This is a genomic window from Dyadobacter arcticus (assembly GCF_011762185.1).
GTDB classification, from domain to species: Bacteria; Bacteroidota; Bacteroidia; order Cytophagales; family Spirosomataceae; genus Dyadobacter; species Dyadobacter arcticus.
Window position 1 is genome coordinate 77,510 of record NZ_JAASQJ010000005.1, and the last position, 20,890, is coordinate 98,399.

20 protein-coding genes and 1 tRNA gene are annotated in these 20,890 nt (G+C 43.3%); 8 read left to right on the forward strand and 13 right to left on the reverse strand.

Translation table 11 applies throughout. From position 1 onward, the window contains the following. Nucleotides 1-17: 17 nt before the first annotated feature. Both FHS68_RS21865 and FHS68_RS21870 read right to left on the reverse strand, forming a co-directional pair. Nucleotides 18-368, reverse strand: a complete 351-nt coding sequence (locus FHS68_RS21865) for a DUF5615 family PIN-like protein (RefSeq protein ID WP_167274938.1) — start codon at nt 366-368, stop codon at nt 18-20. Then, nucleotides 368-604 (reverse strand): DUF433 domain-containing protein, encoded by a 237-nt coding sequence (locus FHS68_RS21870; RefSeq protein ID WP_310588628.1) that lies wholly within the window; start codon nt 602-604, stop codon nt 368-370. Before FHS68_RS21870 ends, FHS68_RS21865 begins: the two co-directional genes overlap by 1 nt. 233 nt (nt 605-837) lie before the next feature. Here FHS68_RS21870 and FHS68_RS21875 point away from each other — a divergent pair, with 233 nt between their 5' ends. Further along, nucleotides 838-1,869, forward strand: coding sequence for an acyltransferase family protein (locus tag FHS68_RS21875; protein ID WP_167274940.1), 1,032 nt, complete (start codon nt 838-840; stop codon nt 1,867-1,869). A gap of 13 nt (nt 1,870-1,882) precedes the next feature. Here the strand turns inward: FHS68_RS21875 and FHS68_RS21880 are convergent, their stop codons facing one another. Both FHS68_RS21880 and FHS68_RS21885 read right to left on the reverse strand, forming a co-directional pair. Next, entirely contained in the window at nt 1,883-3,481 is a 1,599-nt protein-coding gene (locus FHS68_RS21880; RefSeq protein ID WP_167274943.1) for an ATP-dependent DNA ligase, read from the reverse strand. Next, a complete protein-coding gene (locus FHS68_RS21885) occupies nt 3,478-4,521 on the reverse strand; it encodes a ligase-associated DNA damage response exonuclease (RefSeq protein ID WP_167274945.1) in 1,044 nt (347 codons plus the stop codon). The genes FHS68_RS21880 and FHS68_RS21885 overlap by 4 nt, the downstream gene beginning before the upstream one ends. Before the next feature lie 131 nt (nt 4,522-4,652). Between FHS68_RS21885 and FHS68_RS21890 the strand changes: the two genes are divergently transcribed. From FHS68_RS21890 to FHS68_RS21910, 5 genes are read left to right on the forward strand one after another with little or no spacing between them, the layout of a single operon-like run. Then, the gene (locus tag FHS68_RS21890) at nt 4,653-5,048 is read left to right on the forward strand and encodes a DUF5618 family protein (protein ID WP_167274948.1); all 396 of its coding nucleotides are present in this window, start codon (nt 4,653-4,655) and stop codon (nt 5,046-5,048) included. 53 nt (nt 5,049-5,101) lie between these two features. Further along, the gene (locus tag FHS68_RS21895; protein ID WP_167274950.1) at nt 5,102-6,253 is read left to right on the forward strand and encodes an ABC transporter substrate-binding protein; all 1,152 of its coding nucleotides are present in this window, start codon (nt 5,102-5,104) and stop codon (nt 6,251-6,253) included. Then, the gene (locus FHS68_RS21900) at nt 6,250-7,305 is read left to right on the forward strand and encodes a FecCD family ABC transporter permease (protein WP_229212018.1); all 1,056 of its coding nucleotides are present in this window, start codon (nt 6,250-6,252) and stop codon (nt 7,303-7,305) included. The genes FHS68_RS21895 and FHS68_RS21900 overlap by 4 nt, the downstream gene beginning before the upstream one ends. Next, nucleotides 7,302-8,327, forward strand: a complete 1,026-nt coding sequence (locus tag FHS68_RS21905) for an ABC transporter ATP-binding protein (protein ID WP_167274953.1) — start codon at nt 7,302-7,304, stop codon at nt 8,325-8,327. Before FHS68_RS21900 ends, FHS68_RS21905 begins: the two co-directional genes overlap by 4 nt. A 58-nt stretch (nt 8,328-8,385) precedes the next feature. Further along, nucleotides 8,386-8,793 (forward strand): nuclear transport factor 2 family protein, encoded by a 408-nt coding sequence (locus FHS68_RS21910; RefSeq protein WP_167274954.1) that lies wholly within the window; start codon nt 8,386-8,388, stop codon nt 8,791-8,793. A 291-nt stretch (nt 8,794-9,084) separates the two neighbouring features. Here FHS68_RS21910 and FHS68_RS21915 read toward each other — a convergent pair whose 3' ends face one another. The 5 genes from FHS68_RS21915 to FHS68_RS21935 all read right to left on the reverse strand — a co-directional run bounded on the left by FHS68_RS21915 (nt 9,085) and on the right by FHS68_RS21935 (nt 17,727). Continuing rightward, complete coding sequence (locus tag FHS68_RS21915) at nt 9,085-10,845, reverse strand: PQQ-dependent sugar dehydrogenase (protein WP_167274957.1); 1,761 nt, start codon at nt 10,843-10,845, stop codon at nt 9,085-9,087. 5 nt (nt 10,846-10,850) lie between these two features. After that, nucleotides 10,851-12,086: an amidohydrolase/deacetylase family metallohydrolase gene (locus FHS68_RS21920; protein WP_167274960.1), complete on the reverse strand. Its 1,236-nt coding sequence runs from the start codon at nt 12,084-12,086 to the stop codon at nt 10,851-10,853. Between the two features lie 72 nt (nt 12,087-12,158). Beyond that, entirely contained in the window at nt 12,159-13,439 is a 1,281-nt protein-coding gene (locus FHS68_RS21925) for an amidohydrolase/deacetylase family metallohydrolase (protein WP_167274963.1), read from the reverse strand. A 116-nt stretch (nt 13,440-13,555) separates the two neighbouring features. Beyond that, entirely contained in the window at nt 13,556-15,772 is a 2,217-nt protein-coding gene (locus FHS68_RS21930; RefSeq protein ID WP_167274966.1) for a phosphocholine-specific phospholipase C, read from the reverse strand. Between the two features lie 41 nt (nt 15,773-15,813). Then, a complete protein-coding gene (locus tag FHS68_RS21935) occupies nt 15,814-17,727 on the reverse strand; it encodes an ATP-binding protein (RefSeq protein WP_167274969.1) in 1,914 nt (637 codons plus the stop codon). Between the two features lie 148 nt (nt 17,728-17,875). Between FHS68_RS21935 and FHS68_RS21940 the strand changes: the two genes are divergently transcribed. Further along, nucleotides 17,876-18,520 carry a LamG domain-containing protein gene (locus tag FHS68_RS21940; RefSeq protein ID WP_167274972.1) on the forward strand — a complete coding sequence of 215 codons (645 nt, stop codon included), beginning with the start codon at nt 17,876-17,878 and terminating at the stop codon, nt 18,518-18,520. 260 nt (nt 18,521-18,780) lie between these two features. Here the strand turns inward: FHS68_RS21940 and FHS68_RS21945 are convergent, their stop codons facing one another. Both FHS68_RS21945 and FHS68_RS21950 read right to left on the reverse strand, forming a co-directional pair. Then, nucleotides 18,781-18,990 (reverse strand): hypothetical protein, encoded by a 210-nt coding sequence (locus tag FHS68_RS21945; protein WP_167274974.1) that lies wholly within the window; start codon nt 18,988-18,990, stop codon nt 18,781-18,783. A gap of 109 nt (nt 18,991-19,099) precedes the next feature. Further along, nucleotides 19,100-19,555 (reverse strand): RidA family protein, encoded by a 456-nt coding sequence (locus tag FHS68_RS21950; protein ID WP_167274976.1) that lies wholly within the window; start codon nt 19,553-19,555, stop codon nt 19,100-19,102. A gap of 71 nt (nt 19,556-19,626) precedes the next feature. Between FHS68_RS21950 and FHS68_RS21955 the strand changes: the two genes are divergently transcribed. Beyond that, the gene (locus FHS68_RS21955; RefSeq protein ID WP_167274978.1) at nt 19,627-20,376 is read left to right on the forward strand and encodes a Fic family protein; all 750 of its coding nucleotides are present in this window, start codon (nt 19,627-19,629) and stop codon (nt 20,374-20,376) included. A 55-nt stretch (nt 20,377-20,431) separates the two neighbouring features. On the opposite strand, the gene FHS68_RS21960 is transcribed toward FHS68_RS21955, so the two are convergent. Continuing rightward, nucleotides 20,432-20,505 (reverse strand) — tRNA-Asn (locus FHS68_RS21960). 83 nt (nt 20,506-20,588) lie between these two features. Then, nucleotides 20,589-20,870, reverse strand: a complete 282-nt coding sequence (locus FHS68_RS21965) for a hypothetical protein (protein WP_167274981.1) — start codon at nt 20,868-20,870, stop codon at nt 20,589-20,591. Between the last annotated feature and the right edge of the window lie 20 nt (nt 20,871-20,890).

The following is a 20,890-nucleotide window of genomic DNA, read 5'->3' on the forward strand; positions in this document are numbered from 1 at the left end:
ACTGTACCGGATGGATTCTAGCTATTTATTATATCCATTCCGTCAGTAGTTGCAATAATCATTTTCGCATTTGAAAGGTGACTTAGAATTGTTCCCCAGTTCTGCTGGAAGAATAAGTGCAAATCTCGAATAAGGAGATTTCCAAGTTTTAAGTAAACAACTTTGGCAGGTTCATTATCAAGGAGACAGCGATAATAAAAATCAGTATCCTTTGTGACGATTACTAATTTATGCTCCTTGGCATATTCCCAGATATCTCTATCCGGCCATTTTCCATTAATATCAATGACAAACTCAAATGCGTCTGTATTAAAGAAAGCAAAAAATTTGGGAAGATTTACATCAATTAGAAAACGAGAAGAATTCATTAAGCGGCGATCATTGAATGGTGCTCAGTATCCATGGTTTTTGCAGCAAATTGAATACTAGCTTTAATGTCCGCTTCTTCTAGAAATGGATATGCTTCTAGAATGTTTTCATAACTTTCTCCGGCTGCCAAATATTCGAGAACTGTCTTTACCGTGATCCGATAACCTCTTATCGTCGGCTTACCATTACAAATTGCTTCATTTATAGTGATTCTTTGAAGGTAGTTTTCCATCATTATAATTTTTGAGGCTTACACAAAAATAGCAAATCTTTGGCAATCGTCTGAACTGCCCAGAGGTAACGCGACGGTTTAAATTGATCAAAATGCTCAAACACGAGATCATATGCAAAAATCTAGCATTGCTCAATTGAAATCAAAATAGCTACTTTTGTCCAAATTCTGAGGGCAGGTGTAAAATGTCGCGGGATTATTTTTAAACACACTAACTTCAATCCCATCACACAAGTATGCTAAATAGTATCCAAATTCTTCGTGCCATTGCTGCCCTACTCGTTGTTTTCGCACATTTTGAATTTGTAAAACCCGCCGTTGGCGGCTTTGGTGTTGATATATTCTTCGTCATCAGCGGCTTTATCATGGCCTATATAGTTGATAAAAATCCCGATGCATTTTTATACCGCCGTCTTGTCAGAATCGTGCCGATTTACTGGTTTATGACCTTGTTAACCGTAGTGCTGTTTCTGTTCAAACCGACCTGGTTCCGTAACGTCATCATCAATTCGTACGCCGTCATAAAATCATTACTGTTTATTCCCTACCGGATTGAGGGCAGCGGCCCCATCCTTTCTCTCGGATGGACCTTAAATTACGAGATGTTTTTTTATGTGGTCATCGCTCTTTGCATTGGCTTTTTTGGGAGTAAAAAAGGCATGACCATTTGCCTGTTGTTTCTGCCACTATTTGTATTGGTTTTCAATATTTTCCCGCCTACCAGCTATGTACTGGCTTTCTATAGTGGGAGTATCGTTTTGGAATTTGTTATTGGGAGCCTGCTATTTTACTATTGGAAACAGGAAAAAAATGCCTTACCAACATCCGTTAAAAATTTAGGAATAGTCCTGGGAGTTCTTTCGTTTGGCTATTTAATCATTGCCGATCATCTCTATGACCCGCGCGTTTATCGTTTTTTAGTCTTCGGAATTCCCGCGCTATGTGTGACCAACATGTTCTTAATTTTGGAAGAAAAGGTTAATCCAAAAAATAAGGTGCATGCGCTCGCCATCTTATTGGGCGATGCCAGTTACGCCATGTACCTTGTTCATCCGTTTGTGATATACGCCTTTATTCGGCTTGTTTTCAAGCGTTTTCAAGTCGAAGGTGTTGCATTTGAACTGACAGAACTTATTGTGACGTTGATCGTCGTGTGCCTTGTCAGCATTGCCATTCACAAATGGTTTGAAAAACCAGTCATGAAAAAATTGAAACAATTACTGGACAGAAGATTTGATTCTAAAAAATCCTTAAACCTGTCAAAGTGAGGCTTCTAGACAATTAGCGATAAACCTCCAAAATCGCCTTCAACCCTTCCAGTGTATCTGCCTCCGCCGCCTTCTTATCCTTCCGCCACCGCAAGATCCTTGGAAACCTTACTGCAATTCCTGATTTATGCCTGGATGATTCATTAATCCCTTCAAAACCTATTTCAAAAACCAATTCAGGCTTCACAGTCCGCACCGGCCCAAATTTTTCTAATACACTTCTTTTGATGAAATAATCGACCTGGCCAATTTCTACATCTGTTAAACCAGAATATGCTTTTGCAAAAGGAACCAGTTTTCCATCATCTCCCCAAACGGCGAAAGTATAGTCTGTGAAAAGTTCGGCCCGTCGACCAGAGCCTTTTTGCGCATAAATCAGTACTGCATCCACACTCAGCGGGTTGATTTTCCATTTCCACCAATCGCCCTTCTTCCGTCCAACCTGATAAGTGCTGCCTTTCCTCTTGATCATAAAACCCTCGGCAATATTTTGTCGGGAAAGTGCATGCAGCTCATGCAGTACCGGCCATTCTTTGAAATCAATGAGCGGAGACAGATTGAATACAAATTGGTTAGGAGCATTTTTATGGATCAATTCCAATTCAGCACGGCGCTGCTCCTGGGTTAACCCTCGTAAATCAACACCATTGGCTTCCAGAATGTCGTATGCGAGAAATGCGACCGGCGCTTCTTCCAATACTTTTTTAGAAAGATTTTTTCTGCCAATTCTTGTTTGCAATACATTGAAGGACATTGGTTTATCATCCAGATAGCTTACAATTTCCCCGTCAAGCACCGTACCATTTGGCAAAACCTCGCTCAGAAAATGCAATTCAGGAAACTTCTGCGTAGACAGCTCTTCCCCCCGTGTCCAAATAAACAATTCATTATTTCGGTAGATGATCTGTGAACGGATACCATCCCATTTCCATTCGGCAAACCAGTCGTTTGGGTCGCCTAAGTCGGACACGTCACCTTCAATGGGGTATGCAAGGAAAAAAGGATATGGACGGGAAGCATTGTCATTTTCGCCTTTATCCAAAATGAGTTTTTCAAAAGTAGTATCCTTCGGGTCCCACTGCCCCATAACCCGATGGGCAATCACATTAGAATCCGTTTCCGTAGCTTCCGCCAATGCCCTTACAACCAGAGTTTGTGAAACACCAATGCGGAAACTGCCCATTAAAAGTTTGTTGAACACAAAAGTTTCATGCTGTGACAATTGCATCCAGGCCTGCACAATGTGATCGTGCTTTTCTTCGTCTGTCATGCCTGGCAAAAGTCCGAGGTAGTAAAACCATTCGGTAAGCGATTTGTCGGAAGCCAATGTTTGGTTCCTCGGCAAAAGCAATGAAATTGTTTCTCCCAAATCACCGACGCTATGGTAGCTTTCCTGAAAAAGCCACATTGGAATGTTTGCTTCCAATGCCGCCCACTCTTTAACCATCGTTCGATTTACTTTAAAAGAAGGTCTGCGCCCGGTGAATAGCGTCAATGCCCACAACTTGTCTTCATCCGATGCGGAAAGAAAGTATTGCTTCATCAACTCCACCTTTGCATTGGTTTTGTTGGTGCGGTCCAGGTTCATGAAAAGTTCTGCGAATTGTTTCATAAGCTTTTCACGGTTGAATCCTGTACTGCTTCTTCTTCCTCGCTTTCATCCTCATTGCCATACATGGTGTTCACTTCGCCAGCTTCAATGCCGTTTTCATTCAACCATCGCGAATAAATGCTTGTATATCCGTGCGTTACGTACACTTTTTCGGCTTCCGATTCTTTTACCGCTCTATTCAAATCCGGCCAGTCCACATGATCGCTCAGCACAAATCCCTGATCTACCGCACGACGATTTTTCGCACCTCGCAGCGCCATCCAGCCTGAACAATATCCCAATGAATAAGGATTGAATTTCTTGATCCAGGTACTGCTATCAACGGAAGGCGGCGCTAGAACCAATGATCCTTTGAACAATTTCCGATCTGTTTCCTTTGTTACCAATGTCAATTCTGGCAGATCGAAACCAGCCTGCCTCAACCTTTCATTCAATGTATAAATAGCGCCGTGTGCGTAAATCGTTTTATCCTGTAACTGAATGTTTTTTAAAATTCGCTGCATTTTACCCAAAGAATAACCCATCAATACACTGGCTTTTCCTTCTGCTTTATTTTGCGCCCACCAATGATCAATTTCTGTCATGACTTCCTGCTGCGGCTGCCATTTGTAAATAGGTAACCCGAAAGTAGACTCCGTAATAAATACATTGCATTTAACCGGCTCAAAGGGCACTGCAAAGTGATCGTCTTCTAGCTTATAATCGCCACTCGCCACCCAAACTTCGCCTTTATATTCAACTCGTACCTGCGCTGATCCAATGATATGTCCAGCCGGATGCAGGGAAAATGTAACGCCATTGATTACGAATTTTTCACCATACTCAACGGTTTGTAAAGAGATATCCTGCCCCAATCTCAACCGCAAAATCGGCTCGCTATCCTTATGTGACAGATAATGCTTACTTCCCCAGCGCGCGTGATCGCTGTGTGCGTGGGTAATGATTGCTTTGTCCACAGGTATCCACGGATCAATGTGGGCATCGGCAACGGTGCAGTATATACTTTTGCCGGTGAATTGTAAAAGAGGTTGTGCTGGCATAAAAGTAAAAATATTAAAAGCGTGCCATTTGTCTGATTTGCGCTCCAACGGCTTTGGAAATTAAATGCTACTTTTGAGTTACTTTCTAGGCAAGCCTCCGTCTAAATTTAAATCATCTTAACTACACGACTATGACAAAGAAAAGTATTGCAAATTTATTGCCGCCGCGTGAGGAAGCGGCACGCTATCTTGAAAACGCAAAACAAATCCTCAGCGAAAAAGCAGGGAAGAAGGATGATTTGTATGCAGACGTCAAATACGTCAAAATGGCTGCGGGAACGGCATATTCGGCCGCTCTGCTGATTTTGGACGAATATCTTAAGCAAAAAGAAGGTTTAAAATTTATCAAACCAAAAAGCATTGAAGACTATACAAGCAGGGTAAGAAAATATGACAAAAAGTTACTTAGGCTATTAGTTGATGTTTACGATGAGTTGCATATTATTGGTTACTATCATGGTACAAGATCCGTCAACACAATACAATTAGGCCTTGAAAATGTAAGACAAATGCTCACTTACATCTAATTCACTCCTCATAACCTATTATAATTTAAGCTCAACGCTCCTTCTATTTTATAATGTTGAAACAATTCTTTCTGATCTCTTTATCACTATCGATTTTCGGCTGCAATACTAAAAAATCAACCAAAACCGAAGAAAAGCGGACAACCGAAGCCAGCGACTACCAGAATCAAGTCCAAATAAAACACGCACAAGGCTTTACCATTGAATATTTCAAAGACTACAAAATTGCAAGCATCATCAGTCCTGCCGATACTTTGAAATACATTCTTCTCGAAAAAGGTACTCCCCGCCCAAAAGGTTATCCAAATGCGCAAATCGTAGAAATCCCGGTCAAAAGCGCTGTGGCCATGTCTTCCATGCACATCGGTTTATTTGAGTTTTTGGTATCCGAAAACACCCTGACCGGTTTGGGGAATTTGCAATACGTTTATTCCCCATCAGTTATCACGCAAATCAAAGCTGGCAAAATAGTGGAAGTAGGCCGGGATCAGGGATTGAATGAGGAGAAATTGATCGAAATGCATCCGGGTGTGGTCATTACTGTTGGAAGCCCTGGTACTAAATCGGACCATTATCAAATTTTAACACAAGCTGAAATTCCTGTTTTGGTTAATTCGGAATGGATTGAAAAAACGCCTCTGGCCCGTGCTGAGTGGGTTAAGTTGATCGCCGCTTTGCTAAATAAGGAAAAGCTAGTCAACGAAAAATTTGGGAAATTGGAATCAGAATATAACCGCCTGGCTGCATTGGCTGCTGGTTCCAAAGAAAAACCAACGCTCATTTCAGGCCTTAACACAAAGGATGCCTGGTTTTTGCCCAGCGGTGACAGCTATATGTCAAAATTCTTCCAGGATGCGGGAGCTGATTATCATTGGAAAGATAAGAAAGCAGAAGGCAGCCTGCCGCTGAACTTTGAAGCTGTCTATCCTTTTGCATTGGATGCCGATTATTGGGTTAATGTTGGTTTTAGTAAAAGCGATACAAAAAAGGATATTCTCTCGCAGGATTCACGATATTCCGATTTCAAAGCATTCAAATCCGGGAAAATGTATAGCTACAATGCAAAGGTAAACGACATGGGTTCCAACGATTTTTTCGAATCTGGAACGGTCAATCCACACATTGTCCTTGCCGATCTGATCAAGATATTTCATCCCGAAATTTTGCCAGAACATCGGTTGGTTTACTACAAACAGCTTCAATGATGGCCGAGAAAGAAAATAACAGAAACTGGATTCTCATTGGTCTGACCGTTTTGGCTGTTATTTTCTTTGCCCTGGACATTATGCTGGGTTCCGTTCAGATCCCATTTCGCGAAGTATTTAACATTGTTTTTTTTCAAAAATCAGAAAATACCGCCTGGCTTTTTATCATTGAAAAAATCCGTTTCCCGAAAGCAATTACCGCTATCCTGGCAGGCTGCGGGCTGTCCGTGAGTGGCTTGCAGATGCAAACATTATTCCGAAATCCATTAGCCGGTCCCTCCGAATTAGGTATCACCGCCGGCGCAGGTTTGGGTGTAGCCACCGTCATGCTGGCAGGCGGAAGCAGCGCCAGCATCTATGCGATCAGCCAGCTCGGCATTTCCGGAAGCTGGCTGATAGTAGGCATGTCTTCACTAGGATCGGGATTGGTTTTAGGACTGATCCTTTTGATTGCAGGGAGAATCCGGGACAATGTGATTTTATTGATTGTAGGTGTGATGATCGGTACGGTTACGCTTTCAATTATTAGTATCTGGCAGTATTTCAGTCAGCCCGAACAATTGCAGGAATACATTATGTGGACTTTTGGCTCGCTCAGCGCGGTAACTTCCTATCATTTATATGTACTTTCCGCCGTAGTCATTTTTGGATTAACGCTAGCTTTTATTTCCTCCAAATCGCTCAATGCATTGTTATTGGGAGAGAATTATGCAAGAAGTATGGGACTTTCTATTGGCCGCGCCAGATTGATCATTATGTTCAGTACCAGCATTTTAACAGGCAGCATTACTGCATTCTGCGGCCCAATTGGCTTTGTTGGTATTGCAATACCGCATATTACCAGGTCATTATTCGGCACTTCCGACCATCGCATCCTAATCCCGGCAACTTGTCTGACGGGAACTGTTCTCCTGTTGCTTTGCGATATCGTCGCCCAACTTCCGGGTACACAAACTGTTGTTCCGATTAATATTGTCACGTCATTGCTGGGAGCCCCAATCGTAATCTGGATCATTATCAGTCGCAACAACATTCGTTCGTCCTTCTCATGAACGATAAATTTCCATATCTGGCAACCGAGAATTTGGCAATTGGTTACAGGTCGAAAGGCTTGCCAAAAACCATATCCGACAAACTAAACCTGAAATTGTGGCCAGGAAATCTGGTTTGCCTCTTAGGCTCAAATGGTTCAGGAAAATCGACGCTGATGCGCACACTTGCTGGTTTGCAGCCAGCGTTGGCAGGAGAAATCTACGTCAAACAGCAGTCACTTTCCGACATTAAACCTGAGCATTTAGCGAGGCAATTGAGCCTGGTTTTGACAGAAAGAGTTGAAGTCGGAAATCTCACTGCCCTTGAAACAATTAATTTGGGACGAACACCTTATACTGGCTGGCTTGGCAGACTGGACAATACGGATAAGGAAAAGATCGAACAAGCAGTTTATTTTACGGATGTTTCAGCGCTTCTCGACAAACGAATTCACCAGTTAAGTGATGGAGAAAGGCAAAAAGTAATGCTGGCGAGGGCGTTGGCACAAGATACAGATATCATTTTGCTCGACGAACCCACCGCACATCTGGACTTGCCCAATCGGATTGAAATGATGGATTTGCTTCACACCCTGGCAAGAAAAACGAAAAAAGCCATCTTGCTAAGTACCCACGAACTTGATCTCGCATTGCAAACAGCCGATCATCTGTGGCTTTTGAAACACGACGGCCAACTAGTTACAGGCGTTCCGGAAGACCTTGTACTGAATGGTTCTTTTGAATCGGCTTTTTCAAAAGAGGGCTTCTCCTTTGACAAAACCTCCGGCACATTCAGCATTCGCAAAGCGCCAGGTTTTTTATCATTATACCTTGAAGGTGACGAAAATCTTGTATTATGGACAAAAAGAGCTGTAAAAAGAGAAGGCTGGGAAATAAGCCTGACTCCCAACACTCAAAATCAAATCAGGACTATTGAGGAAAATGGTATGCCAGTTTGGGAACTGCTTAATAGTCAAGAAGCGCTGAAATTAACTTCTATTGAAGCATTGCTGCATCATTTAGAAAGCAAAACAAGTATATGAAAATTAGTTAGTTTTGGGCGCCTGCTTTTAATATTTGCTAACTAAATAATTGATGATAATGACAGCATTGGAAACCGTAAAATTATATTATCAGTGTTTTAATCAAAAAAATTGGAACGGCATGCTCATCCTGCTCGACCCCGACGTACGCCATGAAGCAAATCAGGGAGAGGTGCGCATTGGCGCTGAAAAATTTACCGAGTTTTTACAAAGCATGGACGAGTCCTACGAGGAAATATTAACCGTTATGGTGTTACTCAGCGAGCCTACCGGAAAGCGGGTAGCCGCGGAATTCATCGTTAACGGGATTTATAAAAAAGCAGAGAAAGGCATGCCCGAAGCCTACGGACAATCTTATGTCCTACCTGCCGGGGCTTTTTTGGAAATAAAAGAAGGTCGGATCAGCAGGGTTACAACCTACTACAATCTGCCGCTCTGGATTGATCTCGTTTCAAAAGCCAAATAATGGATAAGCTGACATTCCTGCGAAAAACCGGTGCTGATATTGAGTCTGTCGCAAATGACTTGGGTCAGTTGCGGATTACCGTTTTTCATGATTATCCTTATTGATCATTCGAGGCTGACCAATGCATTTTTAGGTGAAGAGATCAAGATCACAAAACGGACGGTTTAGCGTCAAGAGCCAGAGGCTCGGTCGATATCCTAACAACGGATTTCAATCCGTTGACCAGGTGCTACGGGTTGAAACCCGCGGTTGAGATATCGGCGGGGCCTCTGCCCCTATTGCATTGCAATGTTACCGCTTCAAAACCCGATTAACTTCTTCCACCGAAACCCGGTCAGGCATGTTCCCGAATTGCTGCCGCACAAAAGTCAGCAACTGCGCCATTTCCTCAGAATTGATAAAATCATGCTTTGGCATTAAGTCATTGTAAGGTTTTCCTAAAACCTTGATTTCACCTTCCAAACCATTCGCCACAACCTGGATCAGTTTCCTTTTATCCTCAGTAACCCACTCAGAATTGACCAAAGGAGGAAAACGACTGCCATCACCCAGCCCATTTCCCTGGTGGCAAGGTGTGCAGTAAGTATTGTAAATTTTTTGCCCGGCCACTTTGGTTTCTTTATCCAGGTTATCATCAATTTCGTGCGGTGTGCGGATATTCCCATTCAGCTTATGTTTCTCCATTGCTGCAAGCTGCGCAGTTCCAAATGATTTTTTGTTTCCCTTAAACATCACCCGCCAGATCTTCCCTTTCTTTGAATCCGTAATGTAAAGCGACCCATCCGGGCCCTGCGCCAATCCCATCGGACGGGCTTTGGCGTCGCTCACATTAATAATCGGGTCCATACCCGCAAAACCATCTGCAAAAACTTCCCATTTCTCGGAAAACTTACCATTTACCCAGGGAACAAAACATACGAAAAAACCGGCCTGCGGATAAGGGGCGCGGTTTGTGGATCCATGGAATGCGATGAATGCACCATTTTTATAGCGTTCCGGAAATTGATTTCCAGTGTAAAACATAATGTCATTCGGCGCCCAATGTCCAGGAAAACCAATGATCGGGTTTTGGTATTTAGCTCCCTCCGCTTCCTTTTTACCATCGCCTCCATACTCCGGGTTAAGCATTTTCTTACCCTTCATTTGATCAAAAAAGTAATAAGGCCAGCCGAGATTAGTACCTTGGGTTACTTTCACGAATTCTTCAGCAGGTAAAACGGCGCTTTGCCAGGATGAAAAATATTCTGGAAACAGCCTGCGCAGATTGTCCCGACCGTGCACAACCGCATAAAGATTTTGATCTGCACTATTCCAGCGCATTCCTACAATGCTTCTCAAACCCGTAGCAAAAAGACTTCCGTCCGCTTGCGTCTGATTTAGTTTATCCGCGCTAAATTTCCAGATGCCGCCATGTTTTTCGAGATCCGGACATGGCGTTAAGCCGACGTTTCCGGGCTTACCGCCTGGTGAATTCACCATATCCTGGCAAGCATCGGAAGGTGCCCCAAAAGGAACATACAGATTTCCTTTATTGTCAAATGCCATTGGTTTAGTAATGTGCCAATGCGTCCCATGTTCGTGATCGTCGGTTAAGACAGTTTCATATTTTTCGCCCGGTAACAGCTGGCCGGGGATCAGTTTGCTGCGATAAACAACCAGTGAAGAACTATAATAGAGATAACCATTGTGAATCGTAATCCCGTTTGCAAGGCTGCTCTGATCCTTGTAAGTCCCGAAGTTTTTAATGATATCTGCCTTTCCGTCGCCTGTTGTATCGCGCAGTGCAACCGTTCCTCCCCCTTGCCCTTTTCCGAAATAGCGCAGCTTGATGTAAATGTCGCCATTTTCATTTACTACAATATGCCGTGCCTGTCCAGTACTGTCCGCGACAACCAGTGTTTCAAATCCATCGGGTATTGCCAATCCGCCATTATCGGCGTCGCCTGCGGGAAGCCTATCTTCCGGTTTCCTCGCCGCAATGATCAGGATGGTTAGCAGCCCGAAAATGGATACCTTTTTTAATATTCCTTTTGTTTTTTGATAAAAGTTCATGGTAATTAATATTTCTGCTTTTTCGCTCCCAAACCATTCAAATCCCATACTATTTTGCCGTCACGGATTGTCATTTCAACTTCCAATTTTTTAGTACCTGTAATACTGTTACCGCCCGAATCCGTAAATCCAAACTCCCCTTCCCTCACCCGGAATATCGCAAGGTCAGCCGCTCCGCCGACTTTCAGATTTCCCAACTCCTCATGCCCAATCGCCTTCGCCGGGTTCCAGGTCGCGATTTGAACAACCTGTTCCAATGATAATCCCAATGCCATAAACTTGGACATTACATTTGCCATATCTTTCATCCCTGAATTCATGCTGAAACGGTGGAGATCAGTCCCGAAAGAATTAGGATAAAAACCTTGTCTCACAGCAGGCATTGCCTGATCAAACCAGAAACCCGCGCCTCCATGTCCTAAGTCAAATAGAATACCTCGTTTCTTTGCTTCCAATACAAACAGCCTCACTTTCCCGTCGTCTCCAATAATCGGCATCCGCTCTTTGATATTTTCAAAAGAATGGGTGATCATATCTCCCGGCCGCATTTTGGCCAATTGGTATTCCAATGGATATTCCGGCAAGTGACATTCTACAAACAATGGTTTTTTGGATTTTGAAGCTGCTATAATAGCCCGATCAAATGGCTTCCAGTCTTTGCCATTATAGTGTCCGATCTTCACGCCGACAATGTTTTCAGGATATTTCAAAATCAATGCAGCCGTAGAATCCGCATTCATATCTTCCAGGTTTTGCTCCCTTGCCGCGCCCGTCATCCCTTCACCTGATATGTTCAAAAAAGCCAATATCCTCGTTTTGGATTGATCGATAACCTGCTTCTGAAAAAGAGGAAAATTACGCCAGCCGGAGGTACCCGCATCAACAACAGTAGTTACGCCTGCCCTGAATGTGAAATCATCGGGAGAAACGCTATTAACGCCATTTGCAAATAATCCAGCTTCCGGACCGACAAAAACATGGGTATGCGTATCAATAAAACCCGGGGTAATGTACAAGTCTTTGGCATCAATGATTTTGGAAGCAGAATCCGGAATTGAACTGGCAATCTTGATGATTTTCCCTTTGTCAATCAGAATGTCCAGCACTTTATCCACTTGATTACCTGGATCAATCACATGACCACCACGAATAAGTATCTCATATCGCTGCCCAAAAACACCGCTCATGCTCACCAGGACAATTGCCAGCGCAAAGATGCTTTTCCGTAAAAAAATAATCATATCAAAAGCCATCATTCACTCATTCATCATTCATTCATTCACTCATTCAAAATTCACTCATTCAAAATTCACTCATTTCTCCGTCTCCCACCCCGCCGACGCCGTCCCATTCAAATCCCAGACAATCTTACCTGACCGTAAAGTCAGTTCCGCTTCCAGTTTTTTGTCGCCTTTCATTTTCAATCTTCTAGTATCCAGAAAACCAAAATCGCCTTTTCTGATATTAAAAACGGTCACATCAGCCTCGGAACCAACCGACAAAGTTCCCAGATCAGGACGTTTGATAACTTGCGCGGGATTCCAGGTAACGCGCAAAATCGCTTCTGGCAGCGACATACCCATATTCAGAAATTTCGAAATAATATTATCCAGACCTTTCATACCGCCATTCATGCTTTCAGTATGTAAATCGGTACTGATCACATTTGCTTTAAAACCTTGCTGCAAGGATGGTATCGCCTGCCGCCATGCAAAAGCGCCGCCGCCGTGACCCACGTCGAAGATCAATCCTTTTTTCTGAACCTCGAAAATGAATGGTTTTACTTTCCCATTTTCATCAACAACCGTCTCGCGGTTTTGCGGTCCGTGCGCGTAGGTATGCGTGAAAATATCACCCGGACGGAGATATTCTTTGAAAAGCTTTTCAATAGATAACGGTGGCTGGTGTTCTCCAAAATCAACCATTACCGGCACATCCGCCAGCTTTCCAGCTTCCACCGCCTTCTGAACCTGCGAGTAATCCCCCCAATAATGCGCGGCCTTAATGCCGACAATGATGTTTGGAAAAAGCCTTTTAATCATATTCGCCACCATTACCGGGTTCATATCCGACAAATCCTGCTCTTCGTAGCGGCTCGCCATCCCGGTACCAACAATATTAAGCAGTGCCAAAACCCTGGTTTGCGCTTTATCGATCGTTTGCGCTTTGAATGTCCTGAAATTCCGCCAGCCCGAAGAACCGGCATCCACTACCGTAGTAACGCCGGTCCTGAATGTAAATCCGTCCGGCGGCAAACTTGTGGAAGCATTGGCAATGTATGCATCCGGGGTAGTACCATTAAAAACATGGGCATGCATGTCGATAAATCCGGGAGCGACGTAAAAACCTTTGACGTCAACCACTTTCTTGGCTGTATTTGCGGGAATGTCTTTTGCAACTTTCACAATTTTTCCAGCTGCAATGGCGACGTCCATTTCGCTATCAATGCTGTTTTTAGGATCAATTACGTGTCCGCCTTTCAAGAGCAGGTCGATATCCTGGGCGGAGGAGCAGGAAGTAATCAGAAGAATTAGCAGGTATGTCGGTATTATAACACGGCGAATATTTGGCCAATTATTCAATCGAGAGAACATTATTCCATGAGTTTAGGATAGACCGAATTCTCAATCCATTTGAGAATGTGATTTAAACAAAAATCCCGGTAGGTGCAAGTGAATTGTGTACGTGCACGCAATTTTTCCTAATCCCTTTACGATTGAATATCCAATGCCATCGCGGGATCTGTAATACCTGGCTTACCTGTTTCTACCCGGCCGGCAAAACGGCGTAAATAGCTACCTTCATTTTTCAATTTGACAGAGAAATCGTACCAGTTTCCACTAGCCGCCAGCAACCAGGTTTGCTGAAAACTTGCATTGCCTGTCACTTTCGCATCCCATGGGCCCTTATAATCATAAGCATTCGAGACAATGCTTATATCCAAGGCCGCTTTATTTCCAGATTGAACTATAATCGCAACCCCGCCCTTTCTGGAATCGTATTTCACAAGAATTTCAGCCTCGGGCACATTGGTATTTCCTGAAAAATGTCTGAAATAACCATTGGGACCATAAACTTCCAGGTTATACTCGCCACCGTCGGCCGAGAAGAGCCAGTCGTCGGTCAGAGATTTGTTGGGTTCGACGGTATAGCGCTTCGGAATCCTTTCTAAATGTTTCAGGTCGTAAACATGAAAAACTGCGCCGGCCTTTCCTGTATTGGTGAATAGCAAATTTATCTTCTTCACATCCCTGTCCACTTTGGCCTGCGTATTCAACTCATATGGTAACGCCCTGGAAAACTTTGTTCCCTTTTCCTGAAAAAGTGGCATAACCGTCGCGGGAGCCACAGCTTGTGGTAATTGCTTGGAAGCCGTTTCCAGATCTTCGTAATTCGCTGTTGCTGGCAATTCCGGGAAACGCGGGTCATTGGGATTTACAAAATCAAATGCCGAGCTAAGGTCACTGCTCACCGTGCGATGCCAGGGCGTGATAGCAGGAAGATGAATGTTAAAACGCTTTTCAAGAAACTGCCCAACCGAAGTATGGTCTGCCACCTGCGAATCTACCCAGCCGCCTTTGCTCCAAGGCGAAATAATGTACATGGGCACTCTCGGCCCCATTCCCCACGGACGTAGCGTACCGGAAATGGTATCTCTTTTATCCTGATAAACGCGCTTTCTTACTGGCCCGCCTTTGGCCATATCATCGGCATGGAAGGGATTCGGGAATTCGGCCGTGCCATTTTTATTGTTAAAATACATTCCCAAAAGCTCTACCGTCGACTTCCCTGCCAAACTTCCATCGGCATTGTAGGAAGGCACCGCCGGAGCAGGTAAATGGTCGAATAACCCGTCGTTTTCATCGAAAGTCAGGAAGAAAACCGTTTTGCTCCAAACCTCAGGATTGGAGGTAATTGCCGTTAATACCTGATGTGTAAAGTCGCCTCCACGGTTGGGGCTTGACGGTCCGCTTGGATGCTCGGATTGGCTTTGCGAAGGCAGAATCCAGCTTACCTGCGGCAATTTATTTTCTTTAACGTGTTTTGTAAGATCGTCCAGCGACCAATGTTTCATGCCATTTTCATGGATCGGAGACCCGGGTTTGGCATTGCGGAAACTTTCAAAAGCCAGACAGCCGTGCATTGCACCGTCCCAGTTATCCTTGGGATCCTGATAAATCCGCCAGCTGATCCCGGCTTTTTGCAGAACATCCGGAATGGTATCCCATTTGAATGCATTACCGCGGTATTTGTAATGTGGCGCCGGTAAGCTCTCGTCCTGCATTACCCAGCACCGCAGGTTTGTAGGTTCAGAATCGGCATCGGTACAATTAATCCCCGCTGCCCGTTTTTCAGGATTGAAATTGGAACCTGACCAGAAGACAATGCGGTTCGGATCGGTGCCAGTCGCTATTGAGCAATGGTATGCATCGGAAATTGTAAAAGATTCAGCCAATGCATATTGGAAAGGGATTTCTTCACGGGTGTAGTAAGCCATTGAAAACGGCGTCTTGAACTGCGGCCAGAATCCATATTTCCCCTGGTTCCAGGCGGCTTGCGTATCCGGAAAATCATGGGGCGTTCCATGGATCAACGCTGCGTTCATTGTTTTTTTATCTGCACGATAAGGCGGTATAACCTTCTTTCCATCCGATTGATGAAATGCTCTTTCGCCACTTTCCAGCGGCACAGGAAACCGGTCGCCGAAACCGCGAACACCTTTCATGGTGCCAAAATAATGGTCGAACGAGCGGTTTTCCTGCATCAGGATCACCACGTGCTGCACATCATTAATGGATTTGGAAGGATTATATGCATTCACTGCAAGCGCTCTCTGGATCAAAGGCGGCAGCATATTCAATGCAGCCGCTGCGCCGGTTGCGCTTGCCGAAAGTTGGATGAATTTGCGGCGGTTGAGATTTGGCATAGTTAGGGATGAAGTTATTGTTGACTTTCTTTTTGTTTTGGTTAACCGTTGGCTGAAGCCAACGGGAATTGATTTTGGGTGGTATTTGGTGTCGTGTTTGGGGGTATTAGCACAAAAAATGTTGTTCCTTTTCCAGGCTCACTTTCAAACCAGATCTTACCATGGTGCGCTTCCACAATCTGTTTTGAAATATACAATCCCAATCCAAAAGGCTGCTCACCAGCCGTACCAGTTCTTTTCGAGGCCGTAAAAGGATCAAATATGTTATCTGCAACTTCGGTGGGAATTCCTAAACCATTGTCTTTCACTGAAATAATGATTCCTTCGACGGTTTGTCGTGTCGATACTTCAATGCTCTCTCCGGTTGGGCTGAATTTAATTGCATTAACCACCAGATTATTGACAACCCGCAAAAGCCGGTCGCGGTCCGCCAGGATTTCGATTTCCACATTATCTTTTAAAATCAACCGCTGATTCTTTTCATTTGCCCTGAATATCAGTAAAGTAATAATCTGTTGCAAAAATTCGCCGATCCTAATTTTCTCCTTCCTAAGTTCTGACTCTTTGAAATTAAAGTCTGTCGCAAGCAAATCGCCAATCAATTTAATGCAGCTGTTGCTGGACTCGTAAATGAGTTGAACAAACTCTTTGCGCTCTTCGGCTGAAAGATCATCTTCCAACATTAATGTGCTGATCCCATTAATAGCACCGATTGGATTTCGCAGGTCGTGTGCCACGATTTTGATTACTTTAGCATAATTCTGATTGCTTAATTCCAATGCATCTGTCGTCGATTCGAGCTGACGAAATTGCATTTTCAGCACAGCATTCGTCTTTTTAGTTAGCCGCCCGTTCCTCCATAAGAATAAGATACTAAGCAGAGTAAGAGAACAAACCGCAATAAACAGCCGCAAAAGCCACGATTTATACAGCGATTTGTCTTGTTCGGATCTAAGTTCCTGATCCTTAACCGCATACTCAATATAGTCAATACCCGAATTTTTATCCAATTCGGCTTGTTCTTCATAAAGTTTTACCAACTGCTGGCTATAAACGTATGCCTTTGCAGTATCTTTTCGGGCGTCATAATAGTCGAATAATTTTTCACTAATAACCCTGGCATAAACGCGATAGCCTTTTTGCTTGGTTATTCCTAAGGCCTGTTCGTAATATTCAATTGCAGTAACCGGCTCCATTTCAAGATACAAATCACCAAGCTGAATCATTATATCCATGCTGAAAAAGAAAAGCTTCATTTGCAAGCTTCTTGCCAGGGTTTCTTTTAATAGTTTGATTCCCTTTTCCCGCTGATTATTGGCAATGTGGTCATTGGCCTGCAACTGGTCAATGGCTTGCTGCATTCGTACATCGTTGTATTTCAATGCTATAGCCCGGGCCCGCCTGATGTTTTTGTCTCTTACTTCTCCCTTGAAATTCTCCGGATACAGAAGCATGTAATTATAAATCGCGAACGAGGTAATGGAGTCGTGCACAATTTTATTCCCTATTGAAAGTGCCTGCCTGAAATTGCTGAGCGCCTTTTCATCCTTTCCGCTAATGTTGTAAACCATCGCAACATTCATCAGCGTCTGTACAATGTTCGAAGAGTCCCCAATCGCCGTGTACTGGTTATACGCTATATTGTAATAGCGCAGCGCAAGTTGGAGATTGCCTTTGATGTCGTGTGCAATGCCCAAATTATTATTTGCATCGGCTGTTCCCTTTGCATACTCCAGACGTACGGCTATATCACGCGATTGGAGCGCATAATAAAAGGTACTGTCTATATTTTGTTCATAAAAAAGAAGTGAAATTTTATTCAATGCATCAACATATTGAACACTATCCTTGATTTGAGGAAGCGTCTGTTTCAATTTGCGGATTATCTCTACCTGCCCAAAAGTGGTCTGGACGGTCAAGAGCAATAAAATCGCGCACAAAAAACGAGTTTTCATCGAACTGCAATTTCTAAAATCTAATTGGGCGAACTCTTAGAATAAATATTACAAATTGCATGCTAAATTGCAAGAGAAAATAACGGTGCAGGGTATAGGAGCGCTCGTGATTTGCCTGAGTGAATTATCCAAAATCAAACAACCCGCTATGAAAATCTTACTCGCATCATTGTTAGTTCTTCTAGCATCGCTATCGGGCCTGTCACAAACGCTTCGCCCGGATTTGCACAAGCCCGATTTATGGGAAATCAACAATCGCAAAGTCGAAACTTTTACGGACGGCGACAAAAAAGCGGTGCGGTTCGATGTTGCCGAAGAGGAAGGTTTTATGTTGCTAAAAGATTACACATTCTCCGAGGGAACGATTGAATTTGATGCAAAAGGCAAAAATGTCTTACAGCAAAGTTTTGTCGGGATTACCTTCTACGTCCAGGATTTTAAGACGAACGATGTTGTTTATTTCCGTCCATTCAACTTCATGAATCCGGATACCGTTCGCCGGCCGCGCTCGGTGCAATATGTTTCCATGCCCAATTACCCGTGGGAAAAGCTGAGAGCCGATTCTCCCGGCAAGTATGAAAATCGCGTAAATCCAGTCCCCAATCCCGATGGCTGGTTTCATGCGAAAATCACGGTGATTGGGAAATCGATTAAAGTTTATGTCAATAATTCCCCTAAACCAAGTCTGGAAGTAGAAACTCTGGGCAAATTCACATCCGGAAAAATAGGATTTTGGGCTGGGCCAATGTCTGACCCTTCTTTCGCAAATCTGGAAATTACGCCTGAAAAGTAGGGCAATTTGCGATCATTATCTCTGCATTAGAATGCATCGAACTGCTGCAGCAATCGGCCTTCATTGCCGTTAATTTTCTCATTTGCACCGGTGGCTTGATTTCTGATTGCATTTTTATGCGTGTCCATAGTTTTGTGACGGTTTGATTGTTTAATTGTTGGACTGTCCCGGATGTCTGAGGTTGCGTTACTCACCATCCGGGCTTTTTATTTCTTAAATTTGTAGGAAACTCGATTAAATTTCCCCAAATAAAAAGCCATTCAAGGCTCATATATTATAGTTGTTTCTATTTTGAAATTACCAAACTCGATAAGAATTTCCCTCATCCGCTTTTCCGATATTCCCTGATTATAAGTGTAATCCCGCCATGCAACAACAGGCTTACCTTTTTTTATATCTGGCGAAAGCGAAGGATAGATGTTTTTAATCCACCATTCAAATGCTTCGGGAACAGAGTTAAATTTCTTCATTTCAAAGGTACAAACAAAAATTCGAGTTTCCTACAAAGATATTTATTCAAATTTTTCTGCGTAGTCAGGTAATCCCTTACTCCATGCAATATAGCAGATTACACCGCAATCATTTCTTCGAAATCACCGCCGTCGCCTCAATCTCTAACAAAAACCCGTCCCTAAACAACTTACTAACCTGCACAAGCGTACTCGCGGGTGGATTTTGCACATTCACATATTTGTCCCTGACATTCCGCACGGCCTGGATCTGCGCTACATCCAAAAGAAAATAATTCAACTTCACCAAATCATTCATCGTCCCTCCGGCATCCTCGACAATGCTTTTAATGTTAGCAAAAACTTGCTCCGCCTGCTTTCCCATATCGTCTTTCCCAACCAGATTACCTTGTTTGTCCAACGCGATCTGGCCGGAGATTATGACCATTTTTGAATTGCCCAGATCGATGATAGCAGCGTGGGAATAGCCATTGGGCTTAGCAACAGTGGCAGGATTGCTGAATTTGACGATCTGGCCGAAACTTGTGCATGCAAGCAATAAAAGTGGAAGGATAAAAATTTTCATCTTATCAAAATGAGTTATGCTGATGGTTGACATTGTAGTGGACTTATGCCAAAAATGATACATTTGCTTTAATGGAACAAATGCTCGCAGAAATCGATGGGTTGAGAGACCGGCTCAATTCGCTTCGTTACCTTCAGGGTGACAAGATAGCCGCGTCTTTTGAACTTGAATATACTTATGAGAGTAACAGGATCGAAGGTAACACGCTTACGCTACTGGAAACGGCTGCCGTCATCGAGAAGGGATTGACCATTGGAGGAAAGAGCCTTCAAGAACACTTGGAGGCTATAAACCATGCATATGCTTTGGACTATATCAAGGAATTGGTAAGGGATAAAGTACCGTTCGCAAAACCCGAGCTTTTGAACATTCATAAATTGATTTTACAAAGCATCGACAATAGTAATGCTGGTAAGTACCGTAATGTACAGGTTTTGATCAGTGGTGCCAGGTACATTCCTCCCCAGCCTTACTTATTGGATGAACAAATGGAAGGTTTTTTCAATTGGTATTTGATCAATAAGGACATGCTGCATCCGGTAATATTGGCAGCGGAGGTACATGAAAGGCTTGTTACTATTCATCCATTTATCGATGGCAACGGTCGTACGAGCAGACTCTTAATGAATCTTATTTTACTTCAGCATGGTTATCCAATTGCAATTCTGAAAGGTGATTCAGACAATCGTATGAAATATTATCAGGCATTAGAAGACGCTCAGATCAATGGCGACAAATCGAATTTTCTTCAATTGGTCGCATTGAATGTAAAGGAAGTTTTTATCCGTATTTTAAGAATACTGGGGCAAACTGATTTGTAAAAGCTGTAATAAAAAAAACACTTAGCGATTTCTCACTAAGTGCTTCATTTTCAGGCTCCCGAAGTTGGGCTCGAACCAACGACCCTCTGATTAACAGTCAGATGCTCTAACCGGCTGAGCTATTCAGGAATCTTAATCCGGTTATTTACTCGAATTCTGGTGCAAATCTAAGGATTCAATTTATACAGCGCAACATTTAGCCTCAAAAAATGTCATGACTGCACCCGCTCTAAGATTAACTCCTTGACTTTCTTAGCGTCACCTTTGGTGAAATTGTTGATAATAATTTCAGGACGCATTCTCGGGATTACCCGAATTGTTGAAAAAAACATTCCACTTTCTACTTCCACACCTGAAATGTCCGAGTAGAATACAAAATTGTCGGTGCTTCTAAAAAGCTTGCTGATTTTAAATGTTACACCTTTTTCCCCGAATGTGATTTCATCAGGAAAAAATGGATTCATTAATCCACTGGCGCTATATCGTTCGCTCATAAGTCTTGGTTATTTTAAAT

Excerpts from the sequence above, each read along its gene's own strand:
- FHS68_RS21890 (WP_167274948.1), top strand. The coding sequence starts at position 4,653 with ATGACAAAGAAAAGTATTGCAAATTTATTGCCGCCGCGTGAGGAAGCG.
- FHS68_RS21880 (WP_167274943.1), bottom strand. The coding sequence starts at position 3,481 with ATGAAACAATTCGCAGAACTTTTCATGAACCTGGACCGCACCAACAAA.
- FHS68_RS21945 (WP_167274974.1), bottom strand. The coding sequence starts at position 18,990 with ATGAAGAAATTTAACTCTGTTCCCGAAGCATTTGAATGGTGGATTAAA.
- FHS68_RS21915 (WP_167274957.1), bottom strand. The coding sequence starts at position 10,845 with ATGAACTTTTATCAAAAAACAAAAGGAATATTAAAAAAGGTATCCATT.
- FHS68_RS21925 (WP_167274963.1), bottom strand. The coding sequence starts at position 13,439 with ATGTTCTCTCGATTGAATAATTGGCCAAATATTCGCCGTGTTATAATA.
- FHS68_RS21905 (WP_167274953.1), top strand. The coding sequence starts at position 7,302 with ATGAACGATAAATTTCCATATCTGGCAACCGAGAATTTGGCAATTGGT.
- FHS68_RS21935 (WP_167274969.1), bottom strand. The coding sequence starts at position 17,727 with ATGAAAACTCGTTTTTTGTGCGCGATTTTATTGCTCTTGACCGTCCAG.
- FHS68_RS21895 (WP_167274950.1), top strand. The coding sequence starts at position 5,102 with ATGTTGAAACAATTCTTTCTGATCTCTTTATCACTATCGATTTTCGGC.
- FHS68_RS21875 (WP_167274940.1), top strand. The coding sequence starts at position 838 with ATGCTAAATAGTATCCAAATTCTTCGTGCCATTGCTGCCCTACTCGTT.
- FHS68_RS21950 (WP_167274976.1), bottom strand. The coding sequence starts at position 19,555 with ATGAAAATTTTTATCCTTCCACTTTTATTGCTTGCATGCACAAGTTTC.
- FHS68_RS21900 (WP_229212018.1), top strand. The coding sequence starts at position 6,250 with ATGATGGCCGAGAAAGAAAATAACAGAAACTGGATTCTCATTGGTCTG.
- FHS68_RS21940 (WP_167274972.1), top strand. The coding sequence starts at position 17,876 with ATGAAAATCTTACTCGCATCATTGTTAGTTCTTCTAGCATCGCTATCG.
- FHS68_RS21965 (WP_167274981.1), bottom strand. The coding sequence starts at position 20,870 with ATGAGCGAACGATATAGCGCCAGTGGATTAATGAATCCATTTTTTCCT.
- FHS68_RS21920 (WP_167274960.1), bottom strand. The coding sequence starts at position 12,086 with ATGATTATTTTTTTACGGAAAAGCATCTTTGCGCTGGCAATTGTCCTG.
- FHS68_RS21955 (WP_167274978.1), top strand. The coding sequence starts at position 19,627 with ATGGAACAAATGCTCGCAGAAATCGATGGGTTGAGAGACCGGCTCAAT.
- FHS68_RS21930 (WP_167274966.1), bottom strand. The coding sequence starts at position 15,772 with ATGCCAAATCTCAACCGCCGCAAATTCATCCAACTTTCGGCAAGCGCA.
- FHS68_RS21910 (WP_167274954.1), top strand. The coding sequence starts at position 8,386 with ATGACAGCATTGGAAACCGTAAAATTATATTATCAGTGTTTTAATCAA.
- FHS68_RS21885 (WP_167274945.1), bottom strand. The coding sequence starts at position 4,521 with ATGCCAGCACAACCTCTTTTACAATTCACCGGCAAAAGTATATACTGC.
- FHS68_RS21865 (WP_167274938.1), bottom strand. The coding sequence starts at position 368 with ATGAATTCTTCTCGTTTTCTAATTGATGTAAATCTTCCCAAATTTTTT.
- FHS68_RS21870 (WP_310588628.1), bottom strand. The coding sequence starts at position 604 with ATGATGGAAAACTACCTTCAAAGAATCACTATAAATGAAGCAATTTGT.